This window comes from Propionivibrio limicola, assembly GCF_009469695.1.
Lineage (GTDB): Bacteria > Pseudomonadota > Gammaproteobacteria > Burkholderiales > Rhodocyclaceae > Propionivibrio > Propionivibrio limicola.
Genome location: NZ_SSSR01000027.1, coordinates 1 through 21,337, shown reverse-complemented (window position 1 = coordinate 21,337; position 21,337 = coordinate 1). Strand labels below are relative to the sequence as shown.

Annotated in this window: 21 protein-coding genes; 8 read left to right on the top strand and 13 right to left on the bottom strand. The window is 58.0% G+C overall.

Annotated features, from left to right (window positions below; all coding sequences use genetic code 11):
• Positions 1–31: 31 nt before the first annotated feature.
• From GH659_RS13995 to GH659_RS13980, 4 genes are all read right to left on the bottom strand, one after another.
• Entirely contained in the window at positions 32–967 is a 936-nt protein-coding gene (locus tag GH659_RS13995; RefSeq protein ID WP_153112060.1) for a CobD/CbiB family protein, read from the bottom strand.
• A 128-nt stretch (positions 968–1,095) separates the two neighbouring features.
• Positions 1,096–1,722 (bottom strand): CoA pyrophosphatase, encoded by a 627-nt coding sequence (locus GH659_RS13990; protein WP_246167875.1) that lies wholly within the window; start codon positions 1,720–1,722, stop codon positions 1,096–1,098.
• A 42-nt stretch (positions 1,723–1,764) separates the two neighbouring features.
• Positions 1,765–2,022: a hypothetical protein gene (locus GH659_RS13985; protein WP_153112059.1), complete on the bottom strand. Its 258-nt coding sequence runs from the start codon at positions 2,020–2,022 to the stop codon at positions 1,765–1,767.
• A 12-nt stretch (positions 2,023–2,034) separates the two neighbouring features.
• Entirely contained in the window at positions 2,035–2,640 is a 606-nt protein-coding gene (locus GH659_RS13980) for a retropepsin-like aspartic protease family protein (RefSeq protein ID WP_246167874.1), read from the bottom strand.
• A 152-nt stretch (positions 2,641–2,792) separates the two neighbouring features.
• On the opposite strand from GH659_RS13980, the gene GH659_RS13975 reads away from it, so the two are divergent.
• Complete coding sequence (locus tag GH659_RS13975) at positions 2,793–3,524, top strand: type 1 glutamine amidotransferase (protein WP_153112057.1); 732 nt, start codon at positions 2,793–2,795, stop codon at positions 3,522–3,524.
• Between the two features lie 82 nt (positions 3,525–3,606).
• Here the strand turns inward: GH659_RS13975 and rquA are convergent, their stop codons facing one another.
• From rquA to rpsT, 8 genes are all read right to left on the bottom strand, one after another.
• A complete protein-coding gene (rquA, locus tag GH659_RS13970) occupies positions 3,607–4,317 on the bottom strand; it encodes a rhodoquinone biosynthesis methyltransferase RquA (protein ID WP_153112056.1) in 711 nt (236 codons plus the stop codon).
• Positions 4,318–4,451: 134 nt separating this feature from the next.
• Positions 4,452–7,364 (bottom strand): DEAD/DEAH box helicase, encoded by a 2,913-nt coding sequence (locus tag GH659_RS13965; protein ID WP_246167872.1) that lies wholly within the window; start codon positions 7,362–7,364, stop codon positions 4,452–4,454.
• 200 nt (positions 7,365–7,564) lie between these two features.
• Complete coding sequence (locus GH659_RS13960; protein WP_153112055.1) at positions 7,565–8,059, bottom strand: YajQ family cyclic di-GMP-binding protein; 495 nt, start codon at positions 8,057–8,059, stop codon at positions 7,565–7,567.
• Between the two features lie 52 nt (positions 8,060–8,111).
• A complete protein-coding gene (gene ppnP / locus GH659_RS13955) occupies positions 8,112–8,423 on the bottom strand; it encodes a pyrimidine/purine nucleoside phosphorylase (protein ID WP_153112054.1) in 312 nt (103 codons plus the stop codon).
• Between the two features lie 112 nt (positions 8,424–8,535).
• Positions 8,536–9,765, bottom strand: coding sequence for an argininosuccinate synthase (locus tag GH659_RS13950; protein WP_153112053.1), 1,230 nt, complete (start codon positions 9,763–9,765; stop codon positions 8,536–8,538).
• Positions 9,766–9,787: 22 nt separating this feature from the next.
• Positions 9,788–10,723 (bottom strand): ornithine carbamoyltransferase, encoded by a 936-nt coding sequence (gene argF / locus GH659_RS13945; RefSeq protein ID WP_153112052.1) that lies wholly within the window; start codon positions 10,721–10,723, stop codon positions 9,788–9,790.
• Between the two features lie 11 nt (positions 10,724–10,734).
• Positions 10,735–11,907 carry an aspartate aminotransferase family protein gene (locus tag GH659_RS13940; RefSeq protein WP_153112051.1) on the bottom strand — a complete coding sequence of 391 codons (1,173 nt, stop codon included), beginning with the start codon at positions 11,905–11,907 and terminating at the stop codon, positions 10,735–10,737.
• 260 nt (positions 11,908–12,167) lie between these two features.
• Complete coding sequence (gene rpsT / locus GH659_RS13935) at positions 12,168–12,434, bottom strand: 30S ribosomal protein S20 (protein WP_153112050.1); 267 nt, start codon at positions 12,432–12,434, stop codon at positions 12,168–12,170.
• A 186-nt stretch (positions 12,435–12,620) separates the two neighbouring features.
• Between rpsT and murJ the strand changes: the two genes are divergently transcribed.
• The 7 genes from murJ to pgl all read left to right on the top strand — a co-directional run bounded on the left by murJ (position 12,621) and on the right by pgl (position 20,370).
• Positions 12,621–14,159, top strand: a complete 1,539-nt coding sequence (gene murJ, locus GH659_RS13930) for a murein biosynthesis integral membrane protein MurJ (RefSeq protein WP_153112049.1) — start codon at positions 12,621–12,623, stop codon at positions 14,157–14,159.
• A gap of 38 nt (positions 14,160–14,197) precedes the next feature.
• A complete protein-coding gene (locus GH659_RS13925) occupies positions 14,198–14,827 on the top strand; it encodes a YbhB/YbcL family Raf kinase inhibitor-like protein (RefSeq protein WP_153112048.1) in 630 nt (209 codons plus the stop codon).
• Between the two features lie 345 nt (positions 14,828–15,172).
• The gene (locus tag GH659_RS13920; protein ID WP_153112047.1) at positions 15,173–15,406 is read left to right on the top strand and encodes a DUF2789 domain-containing protein; all 234 of its coding nucleotides are present in this window, start codon (positions 15,173–15,175) and stop codon (positions 15,404–15,406) included.
• A gap of 175 nt (positions 15,407–15,581) precedes the next feature.
• Positions 15,582–17,663: a 5-histidylcysteine sulfoxide synthase gene (ovoA, locus tag GH659_RS13915; protein WP_246167870.1), complete on the top strand. Its 2,082-nt coding sequence runs from the start codon at positions 15,582–15,584 to the stop codon at positions 17,661–17,663.
• A gap of 49 nt (positions 17,664–17,712) precedes the next feature.
• Positions 17,713–18,096 carry a VOC family protein gene (locus GH659_RS13910; protein ID WP_153112045.1) on the top strand — a complete coding sequence of 128 codons (384 nt, stop codon included), beginning with the start codon at positions 17,713–17,715 and terminating at the stop codon, positions 18,094–18,096.
• A 70-nt stretch (positions 18,097–18,166) separates the two neighbouring features.
• Positions 18,167–19,633 (top strand): glucose-6-phosphate dehydrogenase, encoded by a 1,467-nt coding sequence (zwf, locus tag GH659_RS13905; protein ID WP_153112044.1) that lies wholly within the window; start codon positions 18,167–18,169, stop codon positions 19,631–19,633.
• On the top strand, positions 19,633–20,370 hold the full coding sequence (gene pgl, locus GH659_RS13900) for a 6-phosphogluconolactonase (protein ID WP_153112043.1): 738 nt from the start codon (positions 19,633–19,635) through the stop codon (positions 20,368–20,370). The genes zwf and pgl overlap by 1 nt, the downstream gene beginning before the upstream one ends.
• Positions 20,371–20,404: 34 nt before the next feature.
• Here the strand turns inward: pgl and GH659_RS13895 are convergent, their stop codons facing one another.
• The gene (locus tag GH659_RS13895) at positions 20,405–21,256 is read right to left on the bottom strand and encodes a zinc ribbon domain-containing protein (RefSeq protein WP_153112042.1); all 852 of its coding nucleotides are present in this window, start codon (positions 21,254–21,256) and stop codon (positions 20,405–20,407) included.
• Positions 21,257–21,337 lie beyond the last annotated feature (81 nt).

Genomic DNA, 21,337 nt, shown 5'->3' with positions numbered 1-21,337 from the left:
GCAAAAAGCTCGGATGCCGTTCGCGCAGGGACTACCCGATCAGCGTCGCCAACCCGAGCAGCAGCAGCAACAGGAGCCAAAGCAACAAGGCGCGCCAGACGAGTCCGACGGCACTTTGCATGAAATCCGCATCGGCCTCGTCGCCAACGCCGATGGTTGCCCGGTCCGCTATTTCACCGGCTTCGACCACCGGCATGCCAAGACGCACGCCAAGCGCCCCGGCCCCGCTCGCCAGCACGACGCCAATGCCGCCGCCGAGCGGACTGTCCGCCCATTTGTCGGCCTGCGTCCGCCAGCAATGGATGGCATCCTCGAAGTCGCCGACAATCGCGAAACCGAACGCCGTCAGGCGAGCCGGTAGCCAGTCGATGACGGCAAACGCCTGTCGCGCAAAGCGACCGAACGCCCCGATATCTGCATCAATGCGGTTTCCCCACGCCTCGGCAAAGAAAGCCGCCGCCCGATAAAGCACCGCGCCGCATGGGCCGGGCAACAGGACGAAACAGACCAACACGCCGAATACATGGCGGTGCGAAGCCGCCAGCGCTTCCTCGATCGCCAGCCGCGCGATTTCTGATGACGACAGCCCGTCTGCAGAACGTCCGCGCCACTCTGCAAGTAGTCTACGTGCTTCCGCCAGATCATCCATGCGCAAGGCAAACTGGATGGCGGTGTAGGAATGGCTGAACTGCCGGAACCCCATGGTGACATAGAGCAATGCCACATTCCACGCCCACGCAAGAACGGGATTGATCGCCAGCAGCGCCCAATAAACGCCCCCCGCCATCACGACAAGCCCCCCGACACCCAGCACCCAGGCAATCAAACCATGATCGCGGCCGCCAGCATTGAAGCGCCCTTCCAGAAAATGAGCCAGCGATGAGAGTGGCCCGTACACGACCTGTCGATATGACAAAGGCCTCATCTGCTCAAGCAGCAGAACGGCAATCAAGGAAAAAAGACCCATAGCGAATTCGCTTGCGTTTTATCGTTGTAACGATGATTCGGGCAACAATCAACTTTCCGCGGCAGCTACTTGATACTTTAGCCACTCCGCCCCCAATGGCCCGCCAAGCGCCGCGACGAGCGCTTCAGTCAAGATACCACACTCCGGTCGGCCATCGCCCGCGCCAGCGTAACGATGATGCCCGCCGTCACCCCCCAGATGAAGTAATCGCCAAACCGCATGGCGAAGTAGTTGCGCAACCGGCCACCCAGGACGCTGGAGTGTCGCTCGATATTCGCCGGATCAAGCAAGAAAGCCAACGGCACCTCGAAGATTTCCGCGACCTCATGCGGATCCCGACGCAATTCGAAGGGAGGCGTCACCAAGGCCACGACGGGCGTCACCCGATACCCGGTACCGGTACGGTATTCGGGCAGATAACCGACGACCTCCACGTGCTGGGGTGCCAGACCGATTTCTTCGTTCGCCTCGCGCAAAGCGGTATGCGCCGGGGAGGTATCTTCTGGTTCGACACGCCCCCCAGGAAAACTGATCTGTCCAGGATGATGCTTCAGATGCGGGGTACGCTGGGTAAAGAGAACCGACGGCTGCTCCTCGCGCAACACGATCGGGAACAGAACCGACGCGGAAATCAGTTCTCCGTCACCGACGCCGTCTTCCTGAACAAAGGCGTGCCGAACAGGCGAAGGATGCAAGACCGACCGCAGACGTTCAAGGTCAATCGTCCCCTCTCCGATCTTTAGCTCAGTCTTCACAACGCCCTCGCCTCATCCAGACAGCAGCCGCAGCTCCTTTTCTTAACTGTCGGAGGTTTCTTTTTCGATCTCGGCACGCACGGCCCCAAGGGCATCCTGCAACGTTTCTTCCGACAACGTATTGATCGACGTCGCCACCAGATCGGCCGACTCGACCGCACCAACCGGCAACCGCCGGCTATCCAGACTGGCAATCAGCGCGGCACTGGCGCCGGCAACTCGCAGCAATGTTTGGCGCTCACTCATGAGAATCTCGAGTTCACGACGCAACATGGCAATTTCCTGGTCACGATGAGGCATGTATTTATTCTCCTAATAGCGTTTTTTCAACGTCATGGTGTCACCAGTGCGTTGCATTTCCATACGATTCAGAAAACTCATGCCGAGCAATACAAAAGGCATGTCCTGCTGATGCACAAGCGCGTCAACATTGTGCATTACGACTTCCCCAACCCTGACCGTATCGAGTTTGACACGGGATACCTGCGTCAAACCATTGGCGGTCTGAGAATAACCGATCTCGCCCTTGGCTGGATTCAGGCCGATCCGGCGCGCATCGCCGGCACCGATCGAGATCATCGACGCACCGGTATCAACAACGAACCGGATCGTCGATCCGTTGATGTTACCGGTCGTCAGAAAATGGCCCTGTCCATCGGCGGTGAGAACAACCGTTTGCGGACCACCACCCGACGCTTGCGCGGCCACATTTTGCCCCACCCGCAGAAGGCGCCTTTTACCTTCCACCTCCAGCGTCGCCGTTTCCCCCTCAATCGAAACAACTTTCACGCCCTCCTCGGTCTTGTTTCCAAGCGGAACAATCCTCGGCGCTCCACCGTTGATCGTCAGCAACGCCTTGCCGGGGAAAAGACCGGCCAGACCAACATCAACAGCCGGCGCCAGCCCCGGCAGGAACAAACATACGCAGAGCACGAGGCGACGCGTAAAATCAGCCAGCCAGCATGCAGACAAACTAGCGCTGCGTTGCTTCTGGTTCCTGACGACACTATTCATTTTTTCCCCGAACTCAAGACGTGAGTACCTGATACACCCTTACTGAGCCAACCACAATGAAACCCGTTGTCATTTTCAGACACACCCGGACCGAAGGCCCGGGCTATTTTGCCACATTCCTCGAAAAGCACTCGATTCCCTGGAAATTGATCGCTATTGATCAGGGAGAATCCGTCCCCGCCTGCGCCGATGAGTTCTCCGGCCTGTGCCTGATGGGAGGAACAATCAGCGTCAATGATCCCTTGCCGTGGATTGACGAGATGTGCGCGCTGATTCGGCAGGCCATCGCCGCGAACATCCCGGTGCTCGGCCACTGTCTCGGCGGACAGTTGATCAGCAAGGCACTCGGCGGCCAGGTAACGAAAAACCCGGTCAAGGAACTTGGCTGGGGAACGGCGACTGTCGAAAACAACGAAGTGGCACAGCACTGGCTTGGCGACAACATCGCGCCCGCTGGAATCGCAACCGTTTTCCAGTGGCATGGCGAAACATTCACCATTCCGCCGGGAGCCAGCCGCATTCTTTCCGGCAAGCATTGCGCCAACCAGATGTTCGTCATCGGACCTCACCTTGGCATGCAATGTCACGTCGAAATGACGCCGGAGATGATTTCCACCTGGTGCAACGGTTGGAACAACGAAACGCGCGGACTCGCTTCCCTTCCCCCTTCTGTGCAGACACCCGACGAGATGCAGTCAGAAACCACCGACCGCCTGCCGGCGATGCGCCGGGTTGCCGACCAGCTCTACGGGCAATGGATCAAAGGGCTGGCCGACACAAAGAGATAGAAGACACCCAATAAAAACGCGGCCTGGTTAGCCGCGTTTTTGTGGTTCAGGCAGCATCGCTACCCGGTTCCTTCGGTATTGACTACTTCTTGTGCTCAACCACCACGCACTGGTACACGCCCGCGAAGAAGGTCTGCTTGCGCCACGTAAACGCATCGGCGTTCTTTGCATAGTGCTTGATCTCGTTTTTCCATAGCGCTTCGGCGAACGGCTCAAGATAACGATTGACGAGCTTGAGGATGTAGCGGATCGGCTGCCACTTTTTCGGATTGTGGTAATCGACGAACACCACTTTTCCGCCTTTCGGCAGACGGTTCAGAATGTTGTCGACGATTTCGTATTTCTTTTCTTCCGGAACCTCGTGCAGCAAGAAGAAGCTGCAGATCAGGTCGTACCCTTCCTTGACCTCGCCAGCAAAACTGGCGGCATCGCCGCGAATCACTTTGGCCCACTTCATGTCCGCCAACTTGCGGCTGCCATGCTCAAGCTGCACCGGCGTCACGTCGGTCAGATGGAAAACGCCCTTCGATCCCACTTTCTCGGCCACGCGCTGAACGAGATCGCCATACACGTGGGCCACCTGCCAGACGCGCATTCCCGGCTTGATCTCGTTCAGGTAGGCGCGCATCAGGCGCTGGTCGTTCAGGAACAGCAGGATGCGCACAACGATGTTGCGATCAAGCGCGCGCACCCACTTCGGATCAACATACGCCCAGTCGTACACTTCGGTCATGTACGTGGGAACGCCTTCGTAATAGGGGTCAATGGCGAGTGACGAGTGATTCTTGGTCATTATCCGATCCTAAAAAATATCTCGGGCGGTCGGGGATGCATGGACCTTATAAGGGGCGTCGCGTACCGATCGTGGGAGAAGGAAAGCACAAAAATTAAGCATTATCCCCGAGCGCACCGCACCGGGCAAGGACCTTACAACGGAAGAGGCTCGAACAGGCTGGCAATATCGTCTTCACCAAATTTCAACGCGGTACTCCGCTCCTCGGACAGGATGCCATCCGCCAGTGCGGCCTTCCGTTCCTGGAGGGAAAGAATCTTTTCCTCGATACTCCCGGCCACAATCAGTTTGTAGACGAAAACCGGTTTGTTCTGCCCGAGCCGGTGCGCGCGGTCGGTGGCCTGATTTTCGACGGCAGGATTCCACCACGGGTCGTAATGAATCACCGTGTCGGCCGCCGTCAGGTTCAGGCCAACGCCCCCCGCCTTGAGGCTGATCAGGAAGATCGGCACCTCGCCTGCCTGGAAGCGCCGCACCGGCGTTTCGCGGTCGATCGTATCGCCGCTCAAGGTGACATAGTCGAGTCCAGCCCGTTTCAGCTCGCCTTCGATCAGGGCCAGCATGCTGGTGAACTGGGAAAAAATCAGGATCCGCCGCCCCTCCTCCACCTGCTCGGGCACCATCGTCATCAGCAGATCGAGTTTGGCTCGCTCCTTGACGCGCTGCGCGGCCAGCGACTTGACCAGCCGCGGATCGCAACACACCTGGCGCAGTTTGAGCAACGCATCGAGAATGACGATCTGGCTCCGCCCGAATCCCTTGCTCGCAATCTCGTCACGGACCATCACGTCCATCGCCGCGCGAACCGTTTCATACAAGTCGCGCTGCGCCCCGGCGAGTTCAACCTTTCTGATAATTACCGTTTTGGGGGGCAATTCCAGCGCCACTTCTTCCTTCTTCCGGCGAAGCACAAAGGGGCGAATCCGGCGCGCGAGCAGACCCCGGCGCTCATCGTCGCCCTGCTTCTCGATCGGCGTCCGCCAATACTTCGTGAAAGAATTCTTGCCGCCAAGAAAGCCGGGCAAAAGAAAATCAAACTGGCTCCACAACTCGCCAAGGTGATTCTCCAGCGGGGTTCCGGTCAGACACAGGCGGTGACGGCAGTCGACCTTGCGAATCACCTCCGCCCCGCGGCTCCGTGCATTCTTGACGGTTTGCGCTTCGTCAAGAATCAGCAAGTGATACGAATGCTGCAGCAACTCCTCGGCGTCGCGCCAAAGCAGTGAATAAGTCGTCAGTACGACATCGTACTGCGGGATATCGGCGTAGAAATTTTTCCGTTCGGGGCCGTGCAGTGACAGGACCTTCAACTCCGGTGCGAAACGTGCAGCCTCGTTTCTCCAGTTGAAAATCAGCGATGTCGGCAGAATGATCAGTGTCGGTCGATCCATCCGCCCCGACTGCTTTTCGATCAGCAGATGCGCTAGCGCCTGCGCCGTCTTGCCAAGCCCCATGTCGTCCGCCAAGATGCCGGCCAAGCCTTGGGCGCGCAAGAATTGCAGCCACGCGACGCCTTCCCGCTGGTAGGGCCGCAGATCAAGCCCCAGTCCGGACGGAATTTCGACATCCTTGATTCCCTGGGCCGCATGCAAACGCTCGGCGAGCGCCAGAACGTCGGATTGGCCGCGGAACTGCCAGCGCCGAGTGTCGTTCAGTTCGTTCAAGCGCTGCGCGTCGAAGCGCGACACGCGCAACATGCGACGCCCGTCAAAGCCCTCGAACAGGTCGATCAGCGTCAACGCCAAGGGTTTGAGTCGACCTGCCGAGGCGCGAATGCGTTTGTTGGCCGCGGACCGGAGTTCGATTGTTTCATCATCGGGGATGCGGCGAAGTTCGACCGAGTCGAGCCAGCGCGAATCCTGCCGGAACAGCGTCGCCAGCAGCGGAGCCAGAAGCAGGCGCTCACCTTCAACGATGATGCCCATATCGAGATCGAACCAGCCATCGTTGGTGGCAAACAGTTCGGCATCCCACGCGTCAATATCCAGCGCATGGTGACGAAAATCGTCGTCAAACTGAATTTCCCATCCGGCCGACCTGAGTGCAGCCACGCCGTTCTGCATGAACGCCGCCCAAGCCGACTCGTTCGCCAGGCCATACGCGCTGGCCGGTGGACTTCCGAAAGTGTAGAGGCGATCCGCAGGAATCTTCTCCAGGCCGGCGACGAGCAGGCCCTCCAAGAGCACCCGTTCGCGTTCGGTTTGCCGGGAGACACGCACCACCTCGCCATCCGGCAACGTAAAGCACGCCCGCTCATCGCCGGGCACGATTTCGATGTCCTGATAGCGAAAGACGGGCAGAGCCACGTCAAAAGCCACGCAAGACTCATCATCGATGTAATCACGCCAACCCCGGTGCCCATGGATTTCCAACGTCTGCAACCGTACAACCGGCACGAGCCGCGTTTCAACCCGACCTGCTTCAGTCGACATATCCGCAGGGACAAGGACCGGTTTTTCAGACCATCCCTCAAGAACGGCGAGGGCTTCGGGGTCGCCACCAACATCAAGCGCACCGATCACCCCCTCATCCAGATCGACATACCAGGGAGGCTGAACCGGAATGACCAAGCCCGCCTCCGGCACGACAGAGAAGAAAGGCTGTTGATGACCGCGCGCATCCGGGCGCCACTTGAGTTCTGCGCTGCGTTTCTCAGCCAACAACAGCGGAGAAAGATCGCTCGCCGCACACAGTCGGCCGGAGTTCGCCATCGCCAGCAATATCGCGCCGCCTCCCTGCGGACTCAAGCCGAAAGCGCGCAGGCCGACACCGTGCGAACGGTCTGCCCACAGCAGGCGCAGGATATCCAGATCCTCTTCGGTAACGTAAGCAGGCGGTTTATCGAACACTCGGTCGAGCGCCCACCATTCCTCGGCATTTTCCGGATCACGGCCGCGCCGGACCGTGACGCCGAAGGCATTTTCCTCGGCCGACCAATGAAGGAAATAAAAAAGCTGATTGCGCCCCGCCGTCGGCCGCGACGTCTTGTGACTAACGGCAACCGAAACGCGCCGCAGTTCTTCCAACCAGGACAAGGCTCCTATCACCGCCCCTCCGTTACTTCCGCATTGCTCGACATGTTCAACGACTTTAGACGACATTGGCATCAGAACTCAAAAACGGTGAACAGCGCTGTGCCTTAAGAACACCGGTACGCAATAAAACCTGGATGAAAAGAAACGCCACACGTCAGGCAAACAACTCGTGGAAACGGCTTCCGCCGTTCCCCCTAATCAATTTCGGGCGGTCAATCCCTGAAATTGCCATACTTGATCGGAAAATCGGTAATCGCCTTCGTCACGGTGGCAATGCATGCCTGTAGTTCGTCGCGCTTGGCGCCCGTGACGCGCACCGTGTCCCCCTGAATCGAAGCCTGGACCTTGAGCTTCGAATCCTTGACCAATTTGACAATCTTTTTGGCCAATTCAGACTCGATGCCAATCTTGATTTTCAGTTCCTGCTTGACCTTGTTGCCGGAGATTTTCTGCACTTCGCTCACATCAAGCCGCTTGACGCTTTCCTTTTCCTTCTTTTCCATGGCCGGAAAAAGAATGTCCTTGATCTGGTCGAGCTGAAAATCCGAATCACCGAACAAGGTGATGACTTTGTCTTTTTCGTTGAGTTCGATCTTCGCCGAGGTTCCCTTGAAATCGTAACGTGCGTCGATCTGGCGACTCGTAATGTCAATCGCGTTTTTCAGCGCGACCATGTCGGCTTCGGAGGAAAAATCAAAAGAAGGCATGACTCATGAACCCTGATGAATAAAAGACAAATCCGGCAACGTTCGCGGCAAATCAACCGAAATGGCAAACGTAGTGGTACGGCTCGTCGCACGCAATTTCAAACGACGAATTGCCCGGCACATTGAACGATTCACCGGGACCGTAGTTCTTCCACGGGTCTTCGCCTTTCAGACGAACGCGGCAGGAACCGCCAACGCCCTCCATGATTTCGGGGGCGCCGGTATTGAAGGTCAGCGACGCGGGCAGGATGACGCCGAGCGTCTTTTTGCTGCCGTCAGCAAAGACAACCGTATGACTGACACACTTGCCGTCGAAATAGACATTAGCCCGCTTTACGACGCTTACATTATCGAATTGGGACATTTATTTCTCCGCACTCAGCGAACGATGACACTCACCGCGAGAGGGCCATCACAAACAAATTCGAAAAATAGTCAGGGGCCGCGAGTGCGGCCCCTGACACCGGAAAAACAGCTTAGCTCTTGCGGCTGGCGAGGTTGGCGGCAATGCGCATGCGCAAGGCATTGAGCTTGATAAAGCCGCCCGCATCCTTCTGATCGTAAGCGCCGGCATCGTCCTCGAACGTGGCAATCGTCGAATCGAACAACGAATCGGTCTTCGAATCGCGCCCGGTCACGATCACGTTGCCCTTGTACAGCTTGATACGCACCCAGCCATTCACGGAAGCCTGTGTATGGTCGATCAGGACCTGGAGCGCACGCCGCTCGGGGCTCCACCAATAGCCGTTGTAGATCAGGCTGGCGTAGCGCGGCATCAAGTCATCCTTGAGATGCGCCACTTCGCGGTCGAGCGTGATCGATTCGATCGCCCGGTGCGCCCGCAGGAGGATCGTGCCGCCCGGCGTTTCATAGCAACCACGCGACTTCATGCCGACATAGCGGTTTTCCACGAGGTCGAGGCGACCGATGCCATGCTTTCCACCGAGCTCGTTCAGCTTGGCCAGCAGTGTATGAGCCGGCATCCGTTCACCGTTGATGGAAACGAGATCACCCTTCTCGAACTGAAGATCGAGGTATTCCGCTTGGTCCGGCGCCGCTTCCGGCGACACCGTCCACCGCCACATCGACTCTTCAGCTTCTGCGGCAGGGTCTTCGAGGTGACGACCTTCATAGCTGATGTGCAGAAGGTTGGCATCCATCGAATAAGGAGAACCACCCTGCTTGTGCTTCATCTCGATTGGAATGCCGTTCTTCTCGGCGTAAGCAAGCAGTTTCTCGCGCGACAGCAGATCCCATTCACGCCACGGAGCGATGATCTTGACGCCCGGCTTGAGCGCGTACGCGCCAAGCTCGAAGCGAACCTGATCGTTCCCCTTGCCGGTGGCGCCATGCGATACCGCATCGGCACCGGTCAAGTTGGCGATCTCGATCATGCGCTTGGCGATCAACGGACGGGCAATCGACGTGCCCAGCAGATATTCGCCTTCGTAGATGGAGTTGGCGCGGAACATCGGGAAAACGAAGTCGCGCACGAATTCTTCGCGCAAGTCATCGATGAAGATGTTCTCGGGCTTGATGCCAAGTTGCACTGCCTTGGCACGCGCCGGCTCCAGTTCCTCGCCCTGACCGAGGTCAGCGGTAAAGGTCACGACCTCGCACTGATAAACATCCTGCAACCACTTGAGAATTACCGACGTATCCAGGCCACCCGAATAGGCCAGAACCACCTTCTTGATATCGCTCATTGAAAACTCCGCTCTTACGTTCTTACACACTGACACGGCCGAGGAGCAGATACTCCATCAGCGCCTTTTGCACATGCAAACGGTTCTCCGCTTCGTCCCAGACGAAGCTCTGCGGGCCGTCGATCACGTCGGCGGTCACTTCCTCTCCGCGGTGGGCTGGCAAGCAATGCAGGAAGATGGCCTCCGGCTTGGCTTGGCGCATCATTTCAGCATCAACGCGCCAATTGGCGAAAGCACGCATCCGTTTTTCATTTTCGGCCTCATAGCCCATCGAGGTCCACACGTCCGTGGTCACAATGTCAGCATCTTTGACAGCGTCCTTCGGATCGGCAAACTGCTTGAAATGATCGGTACCGTACAGCCCGGCGCGCTCGGCTTCAACCTCGTACCCGGGAGGCGTGGAAACATGAACGTTGAAATCCAGCACCTCGGCGGCCTGCAACCATGTATTGCAGACGTTGTTCGAATCACCGATCCACGCCACTGTCTTGCCTTGGATCGGGCCGCGGTGTTCGATATACGTAAAGATATCGGCCATGATCTGGCACGGATGGTATTCGTTGGTCAGCCCGTTAATGACCGGCACGCGCGAATTCGCCGCAAAACGCTCGACGATATCCTGTTCGAACGTGCGAATCATCACCACATCGCTCATCCGCGAAATGACCTGAGCCGCATCTTCAACCGGCTCACCCCGCCCAAGCTGAGAATCGCGCGTATTCAGATAAATAGCGGAACCGCCAAGTTGCTGAACGCCTGCTTCGAACGACAAGCGGGTGCGCGTACTTGCCTTTTCGAAAATCATGACCAGTGTGCGGTCAACCAAGGGCCAGTATTGCTTATAGGACTTGAACTGCTCTTTGATCCAGCGCGTACGCTCGAAAAGATACTCAAACTCCTCGCGTGAAAAATCCTTGAACTGGAGGAAATGTTTGAGAGCGGGCTTGACGGTCGTCATAGGCTCACCTGTCATTCAGCAAGAAAATCACGAATCAGCGCCGCGAGGCGAACAACAAGTTCGCGACCGTCAGACGCGGTGAAATTAAGCGCCGGAAGCAAACGCACAACCGTATCTGCCGTCACATTGATCAACAGTCCGGCGTCCAATGCCTTGTTGACGAGTTCGCCGCACGGACGCGTCAACTCGATACCAATCATCAATCCGTGGCCGCGAACCTCAACGATTCCTTTGACATCTGACAAGGTATCGGCAAGACCGTCGCGGATCAGCTTGCCGATGTAGAGCGCATTCGCCAGCAAGCGGTCACGCTCGACGACCGCGATCGTCGCCAGCGCCGCCGTCGTCGCCAACTGATTACCACCGAAGGTCGACCCGTGGTTGCCCGGCTTGAAGAGCCCCGCCGCCTTGCCAGCCGTGAGACATGCACCGATTGGAACACCGCCCGCCAGCCCCTTGGCCATCGTCACCACATCGGGAACAATGCCCGCATGCTGGAAGCCGAACCACGTTCCCGTCCGCCCCATGCCACACTGAACCTCGTCGCAAATCATCAGCCAGCCGTTCTCATCGCAAAGCTGACGCAGGGCGCGCTGATATTCGAGGTCGGCCACATAGATACCGCCTTCACCCTGCACGATTTCGAGCATCACGGCAACGACGTTCTTGTTGTGATCAGCAACCGAGCGAACGGCTTCCAGATCGTTAAACGGAACGCGAACAAAGCCGCCAACCAGCGGCTCGAAGCCCGCTTGGACCTTGCGGCTACCAGTCGCCGAAAGCGTTGCCAACGTCCGCCCATGGAACGAATGCTCCATAACGATGATGGCCGGATTCTCAACACCTTGCTTGTGCCCGTAAAAACGGGCCAACTTGATCGCCGCCTCATTGGCCTCGCAGCCGGAATTGCAGAAGAAAACCTCATCCATACCGGAAAGGTCGGACAACTTGTCGGCCAACTGCTCCTGCTGTGGCATCCCATAGAGATTGGACGTATGCAACAAACGACCGGCTTGCACCGAAATAGCGGCAACCAAATCCGGATGGTTGTGGCCAAGGGTATTTACGGCGATCCCCGACAGGGCATCCAAATACTCTTTCCCCTCGGTATCGGTCACCCGACTGCCATTGCCATGGGTAAAGGCCACTGGCAGACGAGCATAGGTATTCATTACATGAGACATAAGCAACCCCTTGCTGAGGCTAATAAACTGAAACGGCGGCTCACGCCGCCGGAGTAAATAGACATCTCTCAATACCCATCGGCACGCCCGTGTCCTATGGCATACCGATCGAGCCAAGCGGTCGATTCTAAGGGAAAAGCCTTACCTTGTACATAAGCTGAGCCACGCCGGAACAACATCGAACCCTAACACCCGAGGTCCGCAAAAATAAAAACGGCGCCCTCAGGCGCCGTTTTTCTTGCAGAACAAAGGCGGGAAAATCAGACAGCCAAAGCCTTGATCTGAGCCGAAAGACGACTCTTGTGACGCGACGCCTTGTTCTTGTGAATGATTTTCTTATCGGCAATACGATCGATTACCGAAACCGATTCCTGATAAATGCTTTGAGCAGCAGCCTTGTCGCCAGCGACAATCGCCTTTTGCACACGCTTTACAGCCGTGCGCAGGGTGGAGCGCAGGCTTGCGTTGTGGGCGCGTTGCATAACGGCTTGGCGGGCACGCTTACGAGCTTGTGCGCTGTTGGCCATGAATTGATCCCCAAAAAACTGTGGTTAATCGAAAACGCAAGATTCTACAGATTCCCGACGGTCATCGCAACAATTTAATGCTTCGGCAATTCGATCAATCCGTCTGCCTCGCGGTTCGGTTTCCGATAACTGGCCATATCGCTAAGATAGCGCCCTTTCACATCCATACCCACCATACGGTTTTCCATGAATCTGCTCAAAGCCCTCGCCACAGTCAGCGGCATGACCTTTCTTTCTCGCATTCTGGGTTTTGTGCGCGACTTTGTGATTGCCAGAATTTTCGGCGCGGGGATGATGACAGATGCCTTCTTCGTCGCTTTCCGGCTTCCGAATCTATTGCGACGCTTGTTTGCCGAAGGTGCTTTTTCGCAAGCGTTCGTTCCGATCCTTGGCGAATACAAGAATCGACGCGGCGAAGTTGAAACGAAAACACTCGTGGATCACGTCGCTACACTTTTATCCTTGATCCTCCTCGCCGTCACCTTGATCGGCATGATGGCAGCACCGGTACTCGTTTACGTTTCTGCCCCCGGCTTTGCCAGCGACACCGAAAAATTCGCGCTCACGGTCGATCTGACCCGCATCACGTTCCCCTACATCCTGTTCATGTCGCTGGTCGCCCTCTCGGGGGGCATCCTGAACACGTGGAACAAATTTGCCATTCCGGCCTTTACACCGGCATTTCTGAATGTTTCGTTCATCATCATGGCGCTTTTTGCCGCACCGTGGTTCGAAAAACCGGTCATCGCACTGGGCTGGGCGGTCTTCCTCGGAGGCGCCTTGCAACTGGCTTTTCAGTTGCCCAGCCTGCGCCGCATCGGCATGCTGCCGCGCCTCTCTTTCAACTGGCGCGACGAGGGCGTGCGCCGTATCCTCAAACTGATGGCCCCCGCAGTGCTTGGCGTTTCCGTTTCGCAAATCAGTCTTTTGATCAATACGATCTTCGCCTCGTTTCTCGAAACCGGCAGCGTGTCATGGCTTTATTATGCTGACCGCCTGATGGAATTTCCTGCAGGCATGCTCGGTGCTGCGCTGGGGACCATCCTTCTCCCCTCCCTTGCCAAGTACCACGCCGGTTCGAAATTTGACGATTACTCAAAGCTGCTTGACTGGGGACTCCGGCTGACACTTCTCCTGGCCGCCCCCGCGGCGGTCGCTCTGGCGATCATTGCCGTTCCTTTGATCGCTACGCTGTTTCACCACGGCGCCTTCGGCATTGAGGATGTGTTCAAAACCCGCGACGCCCTTACCGCTTACAGCATCGGTCTCGTCGGACTGATTCTGGTGAAAGTGCTGGCCCCGGGCTTCTATGCGCGGCAAAACATACGCACACCCGTCAAGATTGCGCTTATCACGCTGCTCGCCACCCAGGCACTCAACCTCGCCTTTATCGGCTGGCTCAAGCATGCCGGGCTTGCCTTGGCGATCGGTCTGGCGGCGTGCCTGAACGCCACACTGCTGTATCGCGGCCTTCGGCGTCACGGCATTTACGAACCGCAACCCGGATGGTTCCCCTTCCTTTTCAAACTCGTCATGGCCCTTGCCGTCATGGGCATCGCGCTCTGGCTAAGCAGTCCACCGGCCGATGATTGGATCGCCTATCACCTTTCCGAGCGTTTGATCCGTCTCTCCGGCGTCGTCCTCGTTGGCGCGACCAGCTATTTCGCTACACTATGGCTAAGCGGATTCCGTTTGCGCGACTTCAAGCGTCGCGCAGCGGAATAACGTCCGTTCGCACTATTCATCAAGAAGGAGAACAACCCATGCAATTGACCAGCAACAGTTTCCAAGACGGACAAAAAATCCCGGGTGACTTTTCATTCTGCATCCAGGATCCAGCACACCACGTTTGCCTCGGCAAGAATGCCAACCCCCACCTCACGTGGAGCGGCGCCCCCACCGGCACCAAATCCTTTGCAATCATCTGCCACGACCCGGACGTTCCGAGCCGGGGAGACGACGTAAATCAGGAAGGTCGCACAGTCCCTACTTCCCTGCCGCGCATTGACTTCTTCCACTGGGTGCTGATCGACCTGCCGGCCACGAAGACGGAAATTGAAGCCGGCGAATTTTCCAGCGACGTCACCCCACGCGGGAAACCCGGGCCCGCCGCGTTGCACAACGCACGGCAGGGCATCAACGACTATACCGGCTGGTTTGCCAACGACAACGACATGCGCGGCGACTACTACGGCTACGATGGTCCCTGCCCGCCATGGAACGACGAGATCATTCACCGGTACATCTTCACCGTTTTCGCGCTCGACGAGGACACCCTCCCACTGTCGGGGAAATTTACTGGCGCGCAAGCACGGGAAGCGATGCAGGGCCACATTCTGGCGCAAGCTAACCTGATCGGAATTTACTCATTGAATCCGGCGGTTGCCCTCTAACAACCAGCGCAACCAGCGCGTATTCGGCCAAGGTGAAACACCACCTTGGTCCTCGTCGCCCTGACATGGCGCAACATCCCGCCACGGCAAGACGCCCCGCCCGTCTTCGAGCGCCATTTTCTTCTCTCGGCTTCCCGCCGACTCCGATTGTACTTTTGCCCCTCTTCGGGCTATGGTGAAACCACGCTGAGCGCTACGGGTCAAATCGATTGCACACAGCGACTGGTCGAGCAGCCACGTTCGACGCATTCAGGCCGTTCGCAAGACACTGCTCTTCAGACGTGATTTCCAGCAATCTCTGGCGCGCAGGTGCTAACCGCCAGAATCCGGTTGAAAGGAGCAATCATGGAATCCCCCATTCACGTATTAAGCGATTTATTCCGCCAATTGGGCCTCCCTGACGACGAGTCGAACATCGAAAACTTCATTGCAACCCATCGCCCGCTTCCCGGCCAGATATCGCTTGCCGATGCACCGTTCTGGAACGCATCGCAGGCCCAGTTTCTTCGGGAAGAGATTGCCGAGAACGCCGACTGGGCTGAACTCATCGATACGTTCGATACGCGCTTGCGTGGCTGATCGGCGCAGACAGATTTGCCTTGGCGCCCCCGCACTTCGATCGCGGGCAGCACTCGTTTCCTTTCACCCCGGGAAATTTTGTTACACGGGGTGAAGAAGCAGCCTGACCAAGCTGTTCGGGGTTTTGCTGAAAATTGGAGTCTCTATGCCGAGACCGGTCTTTCCAAGATCGCCTTTGCTGTCCGGAAGCGACAGCGAGCAAAAACGGGCGGAAATCCTTCGCTATTTCCATGCGACATTTGATCGTTACGAACAGCTCTTCGAAGTGCTGACGTGCGACGAGGCCTATTACCGGAAGCCGATTTCGCTACGCTACCCACTGATTTTTTACTTCGGCCACACCGCCACTTTCTTTATCAACAAGCTGCTGCTGGCAGGCGTAATCGACAAACGCCTCAACCCGAAATTCGAATCGATGTTCGCCATCGGTGTCGATGAGATGAGCTGGGACGATCTGAGCGAGGCGCGCTACGACTGGCCAAGTGTCGACGCCGTCCGTGCCTACCGTGAATCGGCACGCGCCGTGGTCGATCACGTAATCAGGACTCTGCCGCTGCATTTGCCGATCGGCTGGGAGAGCCCGTGGTGGATTGTGTTGATGGGCGTCGAGCATGAACGCATCCATCTTGAGACCTCGTCGGTTCTTATCCGGCAGCATGCGTTGAAATACGTCAGGACGCACCCGGCATGGGAGCCGTGCCGGGCATCCTCGACGGCACCGGCCAACGAGCTGGTTTCCGTACCAGCGACCGAGGTGCATCTGGGCCGCCCAATCGATGCCCCGGTCGTTTACGGCTGGGACAATGAGTTCGGTCGCCACACGTCGGCCGTCACCGATTTTCAGGCCAGCCGTTACCTCGTCTCCAACCAGGAATTTCTGGCATTCGTCGAAGCCGGCGGCTATGCGGACGAATCGCTATGGCAGGAGGAAGGCGCCGCCTGGAGAAAATTCGCCCACGCCGAACATCCGACGTTCTGGGTCAGAGACGGCTCGCAGTGGCGCCTGCGCCTGATGCTCGAAGAAGTGCCAATGCCGTGGGACTGGCCGGTGGAAACGAACTACCTCGAAGCGAAGGCTTTTTGCGAGTGGAAAGCACGCGTCAGCGGCCAGACCGTGCGTTTGCCGACCGAAGATGAATGGCAGGCGCTTTGCCAATTCGCCAGCGCCGACAGCTTGCCCGACGAACGGATCACCCCCGCGAATATCCAGCTCGACCATTACGCCTCGTCTTGCCCGATCACCGAATTCGCGCACGGGCCGTTCTTCGACGTCGTCGGCAACGTCTGGCAATGGACCGAAACACCGACCTATCCGTTCGACGGCTTCCAGACACACCCGATTTACGACGACTTTACGACGCCGACCTTTGACGACCGGCACAACCTGATCAAGGGCGGCTCGTGGATTTCCTGCGGCAACGAGGCAATCACGGCTTCGCGCTACGCCTTTCGTCGGCATTTCTTCCAGCACGCCGGCTTGCGTTATGTCGTCTCCGAAGCGCCGGCGACCTTGCACGCTTCGCATTATGAAACTGATCGATTAGTTTCCGAATATGCCGAGTTTCACTATGGCGACGAGTATTTTGGCGTGCCGAACTTCCCACGCGCGCTGGCGAAACTGGCTATCGACGCCATGGGAGAGCGGCCGGCGAAGACCGCGCTTGATCTTGGCTGCGCCGCAGGACGCGCCACATTCGAACTCGCAAGCCACTTCGCGCACGTCACCGGCATCGATTTCTCGACCAGCTTCATCCGCCTTGGCATCCAGCTCGCCGAACAGGGGCGGCTGCGCTACACGCTCGTCGAAGAAGGCGATCTTGTCGCCTTCCGCGAACGAACCCTCGCCGAATTCGGACTGGAGGCGGTCGCGGAGAAGGTCGAATTTTTCCAGGGCGACGCCTGCAACCTGAAGCCGATATTTACGGGCTACGACCTGATCTTTGCCGCCAATCTGATCGACCGCCTGTACAGCCCGCGCAAGTTCCTGGAATCCGTCCACGAACGGTTAAACCCCGGCGGATTGCTGCTGCTCGCTTCGCCTTACACGTGGCTACCGGAGTTCACGAAGCGCGAGGAGTGGATCGGGGGATTCAAAAAAGATGGTGAAAACTTCACGACGCTGGATGGCTTGAAGGAAATTCTCGGCCCGAACTTCCACCTCATCCGCGAACCATCGACAGCGCCCTTCGTGATTCGTGAAACCAAACGGAAATTCCAGCACTCGCTTTCCGAAGTCACGCTGTGGGAACGGCGCTGACGAGCGACGTCCACTGTCCACCCACGCCCGTTGAGCACAGGAGGTCAACATGACGAACCCTCTCGGTTTTCAACGACTCAAGGTAGTCGCGCTGGCGGTGGACGACTTGGCGCGCGCCGAACACTTTTACCGTGACACGCTTGAACTACCTCCTGCCTTTGAGGGAGAAAGGCGGGTTGGTTTTTCGCTGGGCAACGTCATCCTGATGCTCAAGCCGGTCAGCAGCGGGTGGTACGCCCAGCCGAGCGCACAACTCAACCCGCGCCTGACCTTCGCCACCGAACAGGCATTGCGCACGGAAAAAGAGCTGATCAGGCGCGGCGTCAGAATCAGTGACCCGGTGCAAGCCTATCCGCAGGAAGGCTTTTACGTCGGCGCTTTCCTCGACAGCGAAGGCAACAAGATCTGGTTCTGCTCGCCGCTACCCACTTGAGCACTGGAAAGATCAATGAACGAGGCATACATCGGCGAAGGACGGGTGATGGCGCAAAGGAGAAACCACCATGGCCTGTGCCTTTGAGTCACACGCCTACGTAATTTTCGGGGCAACCGGCAGCCTTTCCAACAGCAAACTGCTACCGGCCCTCTTCCAGTTGCATTGTTGCGGATACCTCGCGACGAACGTAAAAATTCTCGGCTGTGGCCGCACCCCTTACGGGCGCGCCGACTGGCGGACTTCCGTACGAACCTTGCTCACCGGCGCTGCGACGGAAGACAACCACCTCGAGGATTTTCTCCGGCGCCTCGACTATCTGTCGGGAGACCTGCACGATCCGGCCTTCTATCAAACGCTTACCGCGTGGGTCAGCCTGAGCGAATGCGCCTGCAATCTGATTTTTTATCTCGCCGTCAGCCCTGAACTTTATGCGCCAGTCACCAACGGGCTGGCACAAGCCGGCCTGCTCAACGAGCGAAACGGCTGGCGACGCATGGTGATCGAAAAGCCCTTCGGACATGACCTGTCATCGGCCAACGATTTGCAGCAAAGGCTCGGGCGCGTCCTTGAGGAACGGCAGATTTACCGCATCGACCATTACGTCGGCAAGCAATCGGTCCAGAACCTGCTGGTACTGCGCTTTGCCAACATGATTCTGGAACCGTTGTGGAACCGTCACTACATCGACCACGTGCAGATCACCCACGCCGAAACCGCTGGCGTCGGCAATCGCACCGGCTATTACGACAAAATGGGAGCGACGCGCGACATGATCCAGAGCCACTTGTTGCAGGTTCTCGCACTCCTGGCCATGGAGCCACCGGTGTCACTGGACGCCGAGGCCGTGCGCGATGAGAAAGTCAAGGTGCTGCGCTCGATCCGTCCGCTCACTCTCTCTCAAATACACGAATCCGCCGTACGCGCCCAATATGCCGGTTATCTCGCAGAGAAAGGCGTCGCCGCTGCCAGCCGTACGGAGACCTATGCCGCGCTAAAACTGCACGTCGACAACTGGCGATGGCGCGATGTGCCGTTCTATCTGCGCACCGGCAAACACCTCAAGGAACAACGTTGGATGGTGGCCATCCGCTTCCGGGAACCGCCGATGCAGCTTTTCCGGGACGCTGACGCGACAGCTGTGCATCCGAACTGGCTGCTGATCGGTATTCAACCGGAAGACATCGTGCGGCTGGAAATTTCCGCGCGGGTACACGGGTTGGAAACGCGTACGCGGCCAATCGCGATGGACGCTTCGATCGTCACTCTCGGCGAACGGAAAGCGGACGCCTACGAAGAACTCTTGCTTGAAGTCATTCAGGGCAACCGGTCGCTATTCCTGCGTTACGACGAAGTGCAAGCGGCATGGGCCATCATCGACCCGTTGATGCAGGCGTGGGCCGACGACCGAACATCGCCGCCCGTTTATGCAACCGGGACGTGGGGTCCCGTCGAGGCTGACCGGCTTTTCGGCCAATCGGGCCGAAAGTGGCGGCAAACGCTGACCTGCAACGCAGACCGCGATTGGGAATGCTGATGCCGCCGGACGATATCCGGGTATTTCCCGATTCGGAAACCGTAGCGGCGGAAGCCTGCCGCTTCATTACAGCACAGGCGCAAGCGGCCCTTCGCCAACGCGGAATATTCCGACTGGTTCTGGCCGGAGGCAGCACGCCCAAACGCACATATGAACGGCTCGCCGAAACAGCGCAGAACTGGTGCGCGTGGGAAATTTTCTGGAGCGACGAGCGCTGCCTGCCGGCCGACCATCCACAACGCAACTCCCGGATGGCGCAAGACGCGTGGCTGAACCATGTGGCAATACCTGACGAGCAGATTCACCCGATCCCCGCCGAACTCGGTGCGGAAAACGCCGCCACCGCTTACGCGAGGACAATCCGCGACAAACAGCCTTTCGACCTGGTGATTCTGGGCGTCGGCGAAGACGGGCATACGGCGAGCCTGTTTGCGGACACGGAAAAGTACACCCGCCCCGTCGTTGCCGTTCACGACGCGCCCTATCCGCCGCCGGATCGCGTCAGTCTCGGCTTCGACACCCTGTGGGCCAGCCGCCACCAACTCGTCATCGTCACTGGAAAACGCAAGGCCGAGCCATTCGCCGCCTGGCGCCACGGAGACGACATGCCGATTGCCCGCGCGGCAAGACGTGACGCCTGCGTACTGGTCGATAAGGCGGCTGCCGGATGCATTCTCTGCAAAGGCACGCCGATGGACTCCGACGTTTCAGAAGAAGGCGACTCTCCACCGGGATGAGGTTTCCACGCATTCTCATCACGAGAATCGCGCCTCAGTGTGGCGCATGGCCGTCAGTTTTGTAGCCGCACCACACGCACATGCTATCGCTGTCGGCCATCGCCGCCCCGCACTTTGGGCAACGGATTCGATGCGCCGCCTCCGGGACCGATGTAATGAGTAGATCCGGGTACGTGTCTCGTTCCGGCTGAGCATGTTGCTTTGCAGGTTGCCCGCGCCCGGAAAAACGCCCCATCAGCCGAACCGTCCCCGTCACGACAGCGGCTTGAATCATCGCCCCCGTCAAACCGCCGACTGCTACCAGGATCAACCCACCCAATACACCCAAGATTATTTCGCTTCCCTGGCCCTGGGGGACTTGTTCAAGGCTCGCAAAAATAAACAGCGAAACCACCATCCATACGATATACAAAATAAAACACGTAACCAGCAGGGTTAGCTTACGCCCCACCGCAAAACGGTTGGCCGAAGAATAACCGGCAACGGCAAAGCCGATCGAGGAAGATATCAGTAACAAACTCCTGATTTCATCAGCCGAAATCCCCCCGCCGAGCAGGATACCCAGCACGCCGTTCAAGATCAGGAATCCGGCCATTACCCAGAGACCATGGCGAATTCCGGACAAAGCCGCGCCCAGCATGGCGGGAGAGTTATCCAGCCAGCCAGAACTCCCGGCCACCATTTCCGCAGATTCATTCAGACGAAGTTGCGATTCCGCATAGCCCTTTCCTTCGGCGCGCGCTCGATCCAGAACGTCCGGCGTTATCCCGATATCCATACCAGCCAGCGCCGCGATACGGGCAGGCACAGTCGGATGGGAATCAAATGTCAACGGCGATTCAAAACTGATACAGATTTTTGTTGGGCAGCGATTCAAAACTGACACACCCCGGACACTTCATTTGCGCTGATCGCGTTGCCGAGAGGGAGGGGCGAAGGCCCGACCGGAAGGCGGCGCGATCAGCGC

Coding starts and splice junctions, on each gene's coding strand:
- GH659_RS13995 (WP_153112060.1), bottom strand. CDS start 967: ATGGGTCTTTTTTCCTTGATTGCCGTTCTGCTGCTTGAGCAGATGAGG.
- GH659_RS13985 (WP_153112059.1), bottom strand. CDS start 2,022: ATGCCTCATCGTGACCAGGAAATTGCCATGTTGCGTCGTGAACTCGAG.
- GH659_RS13975 (WP_153112057.1), top strand. CDS start 2,793: ATGAAACCCGTTGTCATTTTCAGACACACCCGGACCGAAGGCCCGGGC.
- rquA (WP_153112056.1), bottom strand. CDS start 4,317: ATGACCAAGAATCACTCGTCACTCGCCATTGACCCCTATTACGAAGGC.
- GH659_RS13960 (WP_153112055.1), bottom strand. CDS start 8,059: ATGCCTTCTTTTGATTTTTCCTCCGAAGCCGACATGGTCGCGCTGAAA.
- ppnP (WP_153112054.1), bottom strand. CDS start 8,423: ATGTCCCAATTCGATAATGTAAGCGTCGTAAAGCGGGCTAATGTCTAT.
- GH659_RS13950 (WP_153112053.1), bottom strand. CDS start 9,765: ATGAGCGATATCAAGAAGGTGGTTCTGGCCTATTCGGGTGGCCTGGAT.
- argF (WP_153112052.1), bottom strand. CDS start 10,723: ATGACGACCGTCAAGCCCGCTCTCAAACATTTCCTCCAGTTCAAGGAT.
- GH659_RS13940 (WP_153112051.1), bottom strand. CDS start 11,907: ATGTCTCATGTAATGAATACCTATGCTCGTCTGCCAGTGGCCTTTACC.
- rpsT (WP_153112050.1), bottom strand. CDS start 12,434: ATGGCCAACAGCGCACAAGCTCGTAAGCGTGCCCGCCAAGCCGTTATG.
- murJ (WP_153112049.1), top strand. CDS start 12,621: ATGAATCTGCTCAAAGCCCTCGCCACAGTCAGCGGCATGACCTTTCTT.
- GH659_RS13925 (WP_153112048.1), top strand. CDS start 14,198: ATGCAATTGACCAGCAACAGTTTCCAAGACGGACAAAAAATCCCGGGT.
- GH659_RS13920 (WP_153112047.1), top strand. CDS start 15,173: ATGGAATCCCCCATTCACGTATTAAGCGATTTATTCCGCCAATTGGGC.
- GH659_RS13910 (WP_153112045.1), top strand. CDS start 17,713: ATGACGAACCCTCTCGGTTTTCAACGACTCAAGGTAGTCGCGCTGGCG.
- zwf (WP_153112044.1), top strand. CDS start 18,167: ATGGCCTGTGCCTTTGAGTCACACGCCTACGTAATTTTCGGGGCAACC.
- pgl (WP_153112043.1), top strand. CDS start 19,633: ATGCCGCCGGACGATATCCGGGTATTTCCCGATTCGGAAACCGTAGCG.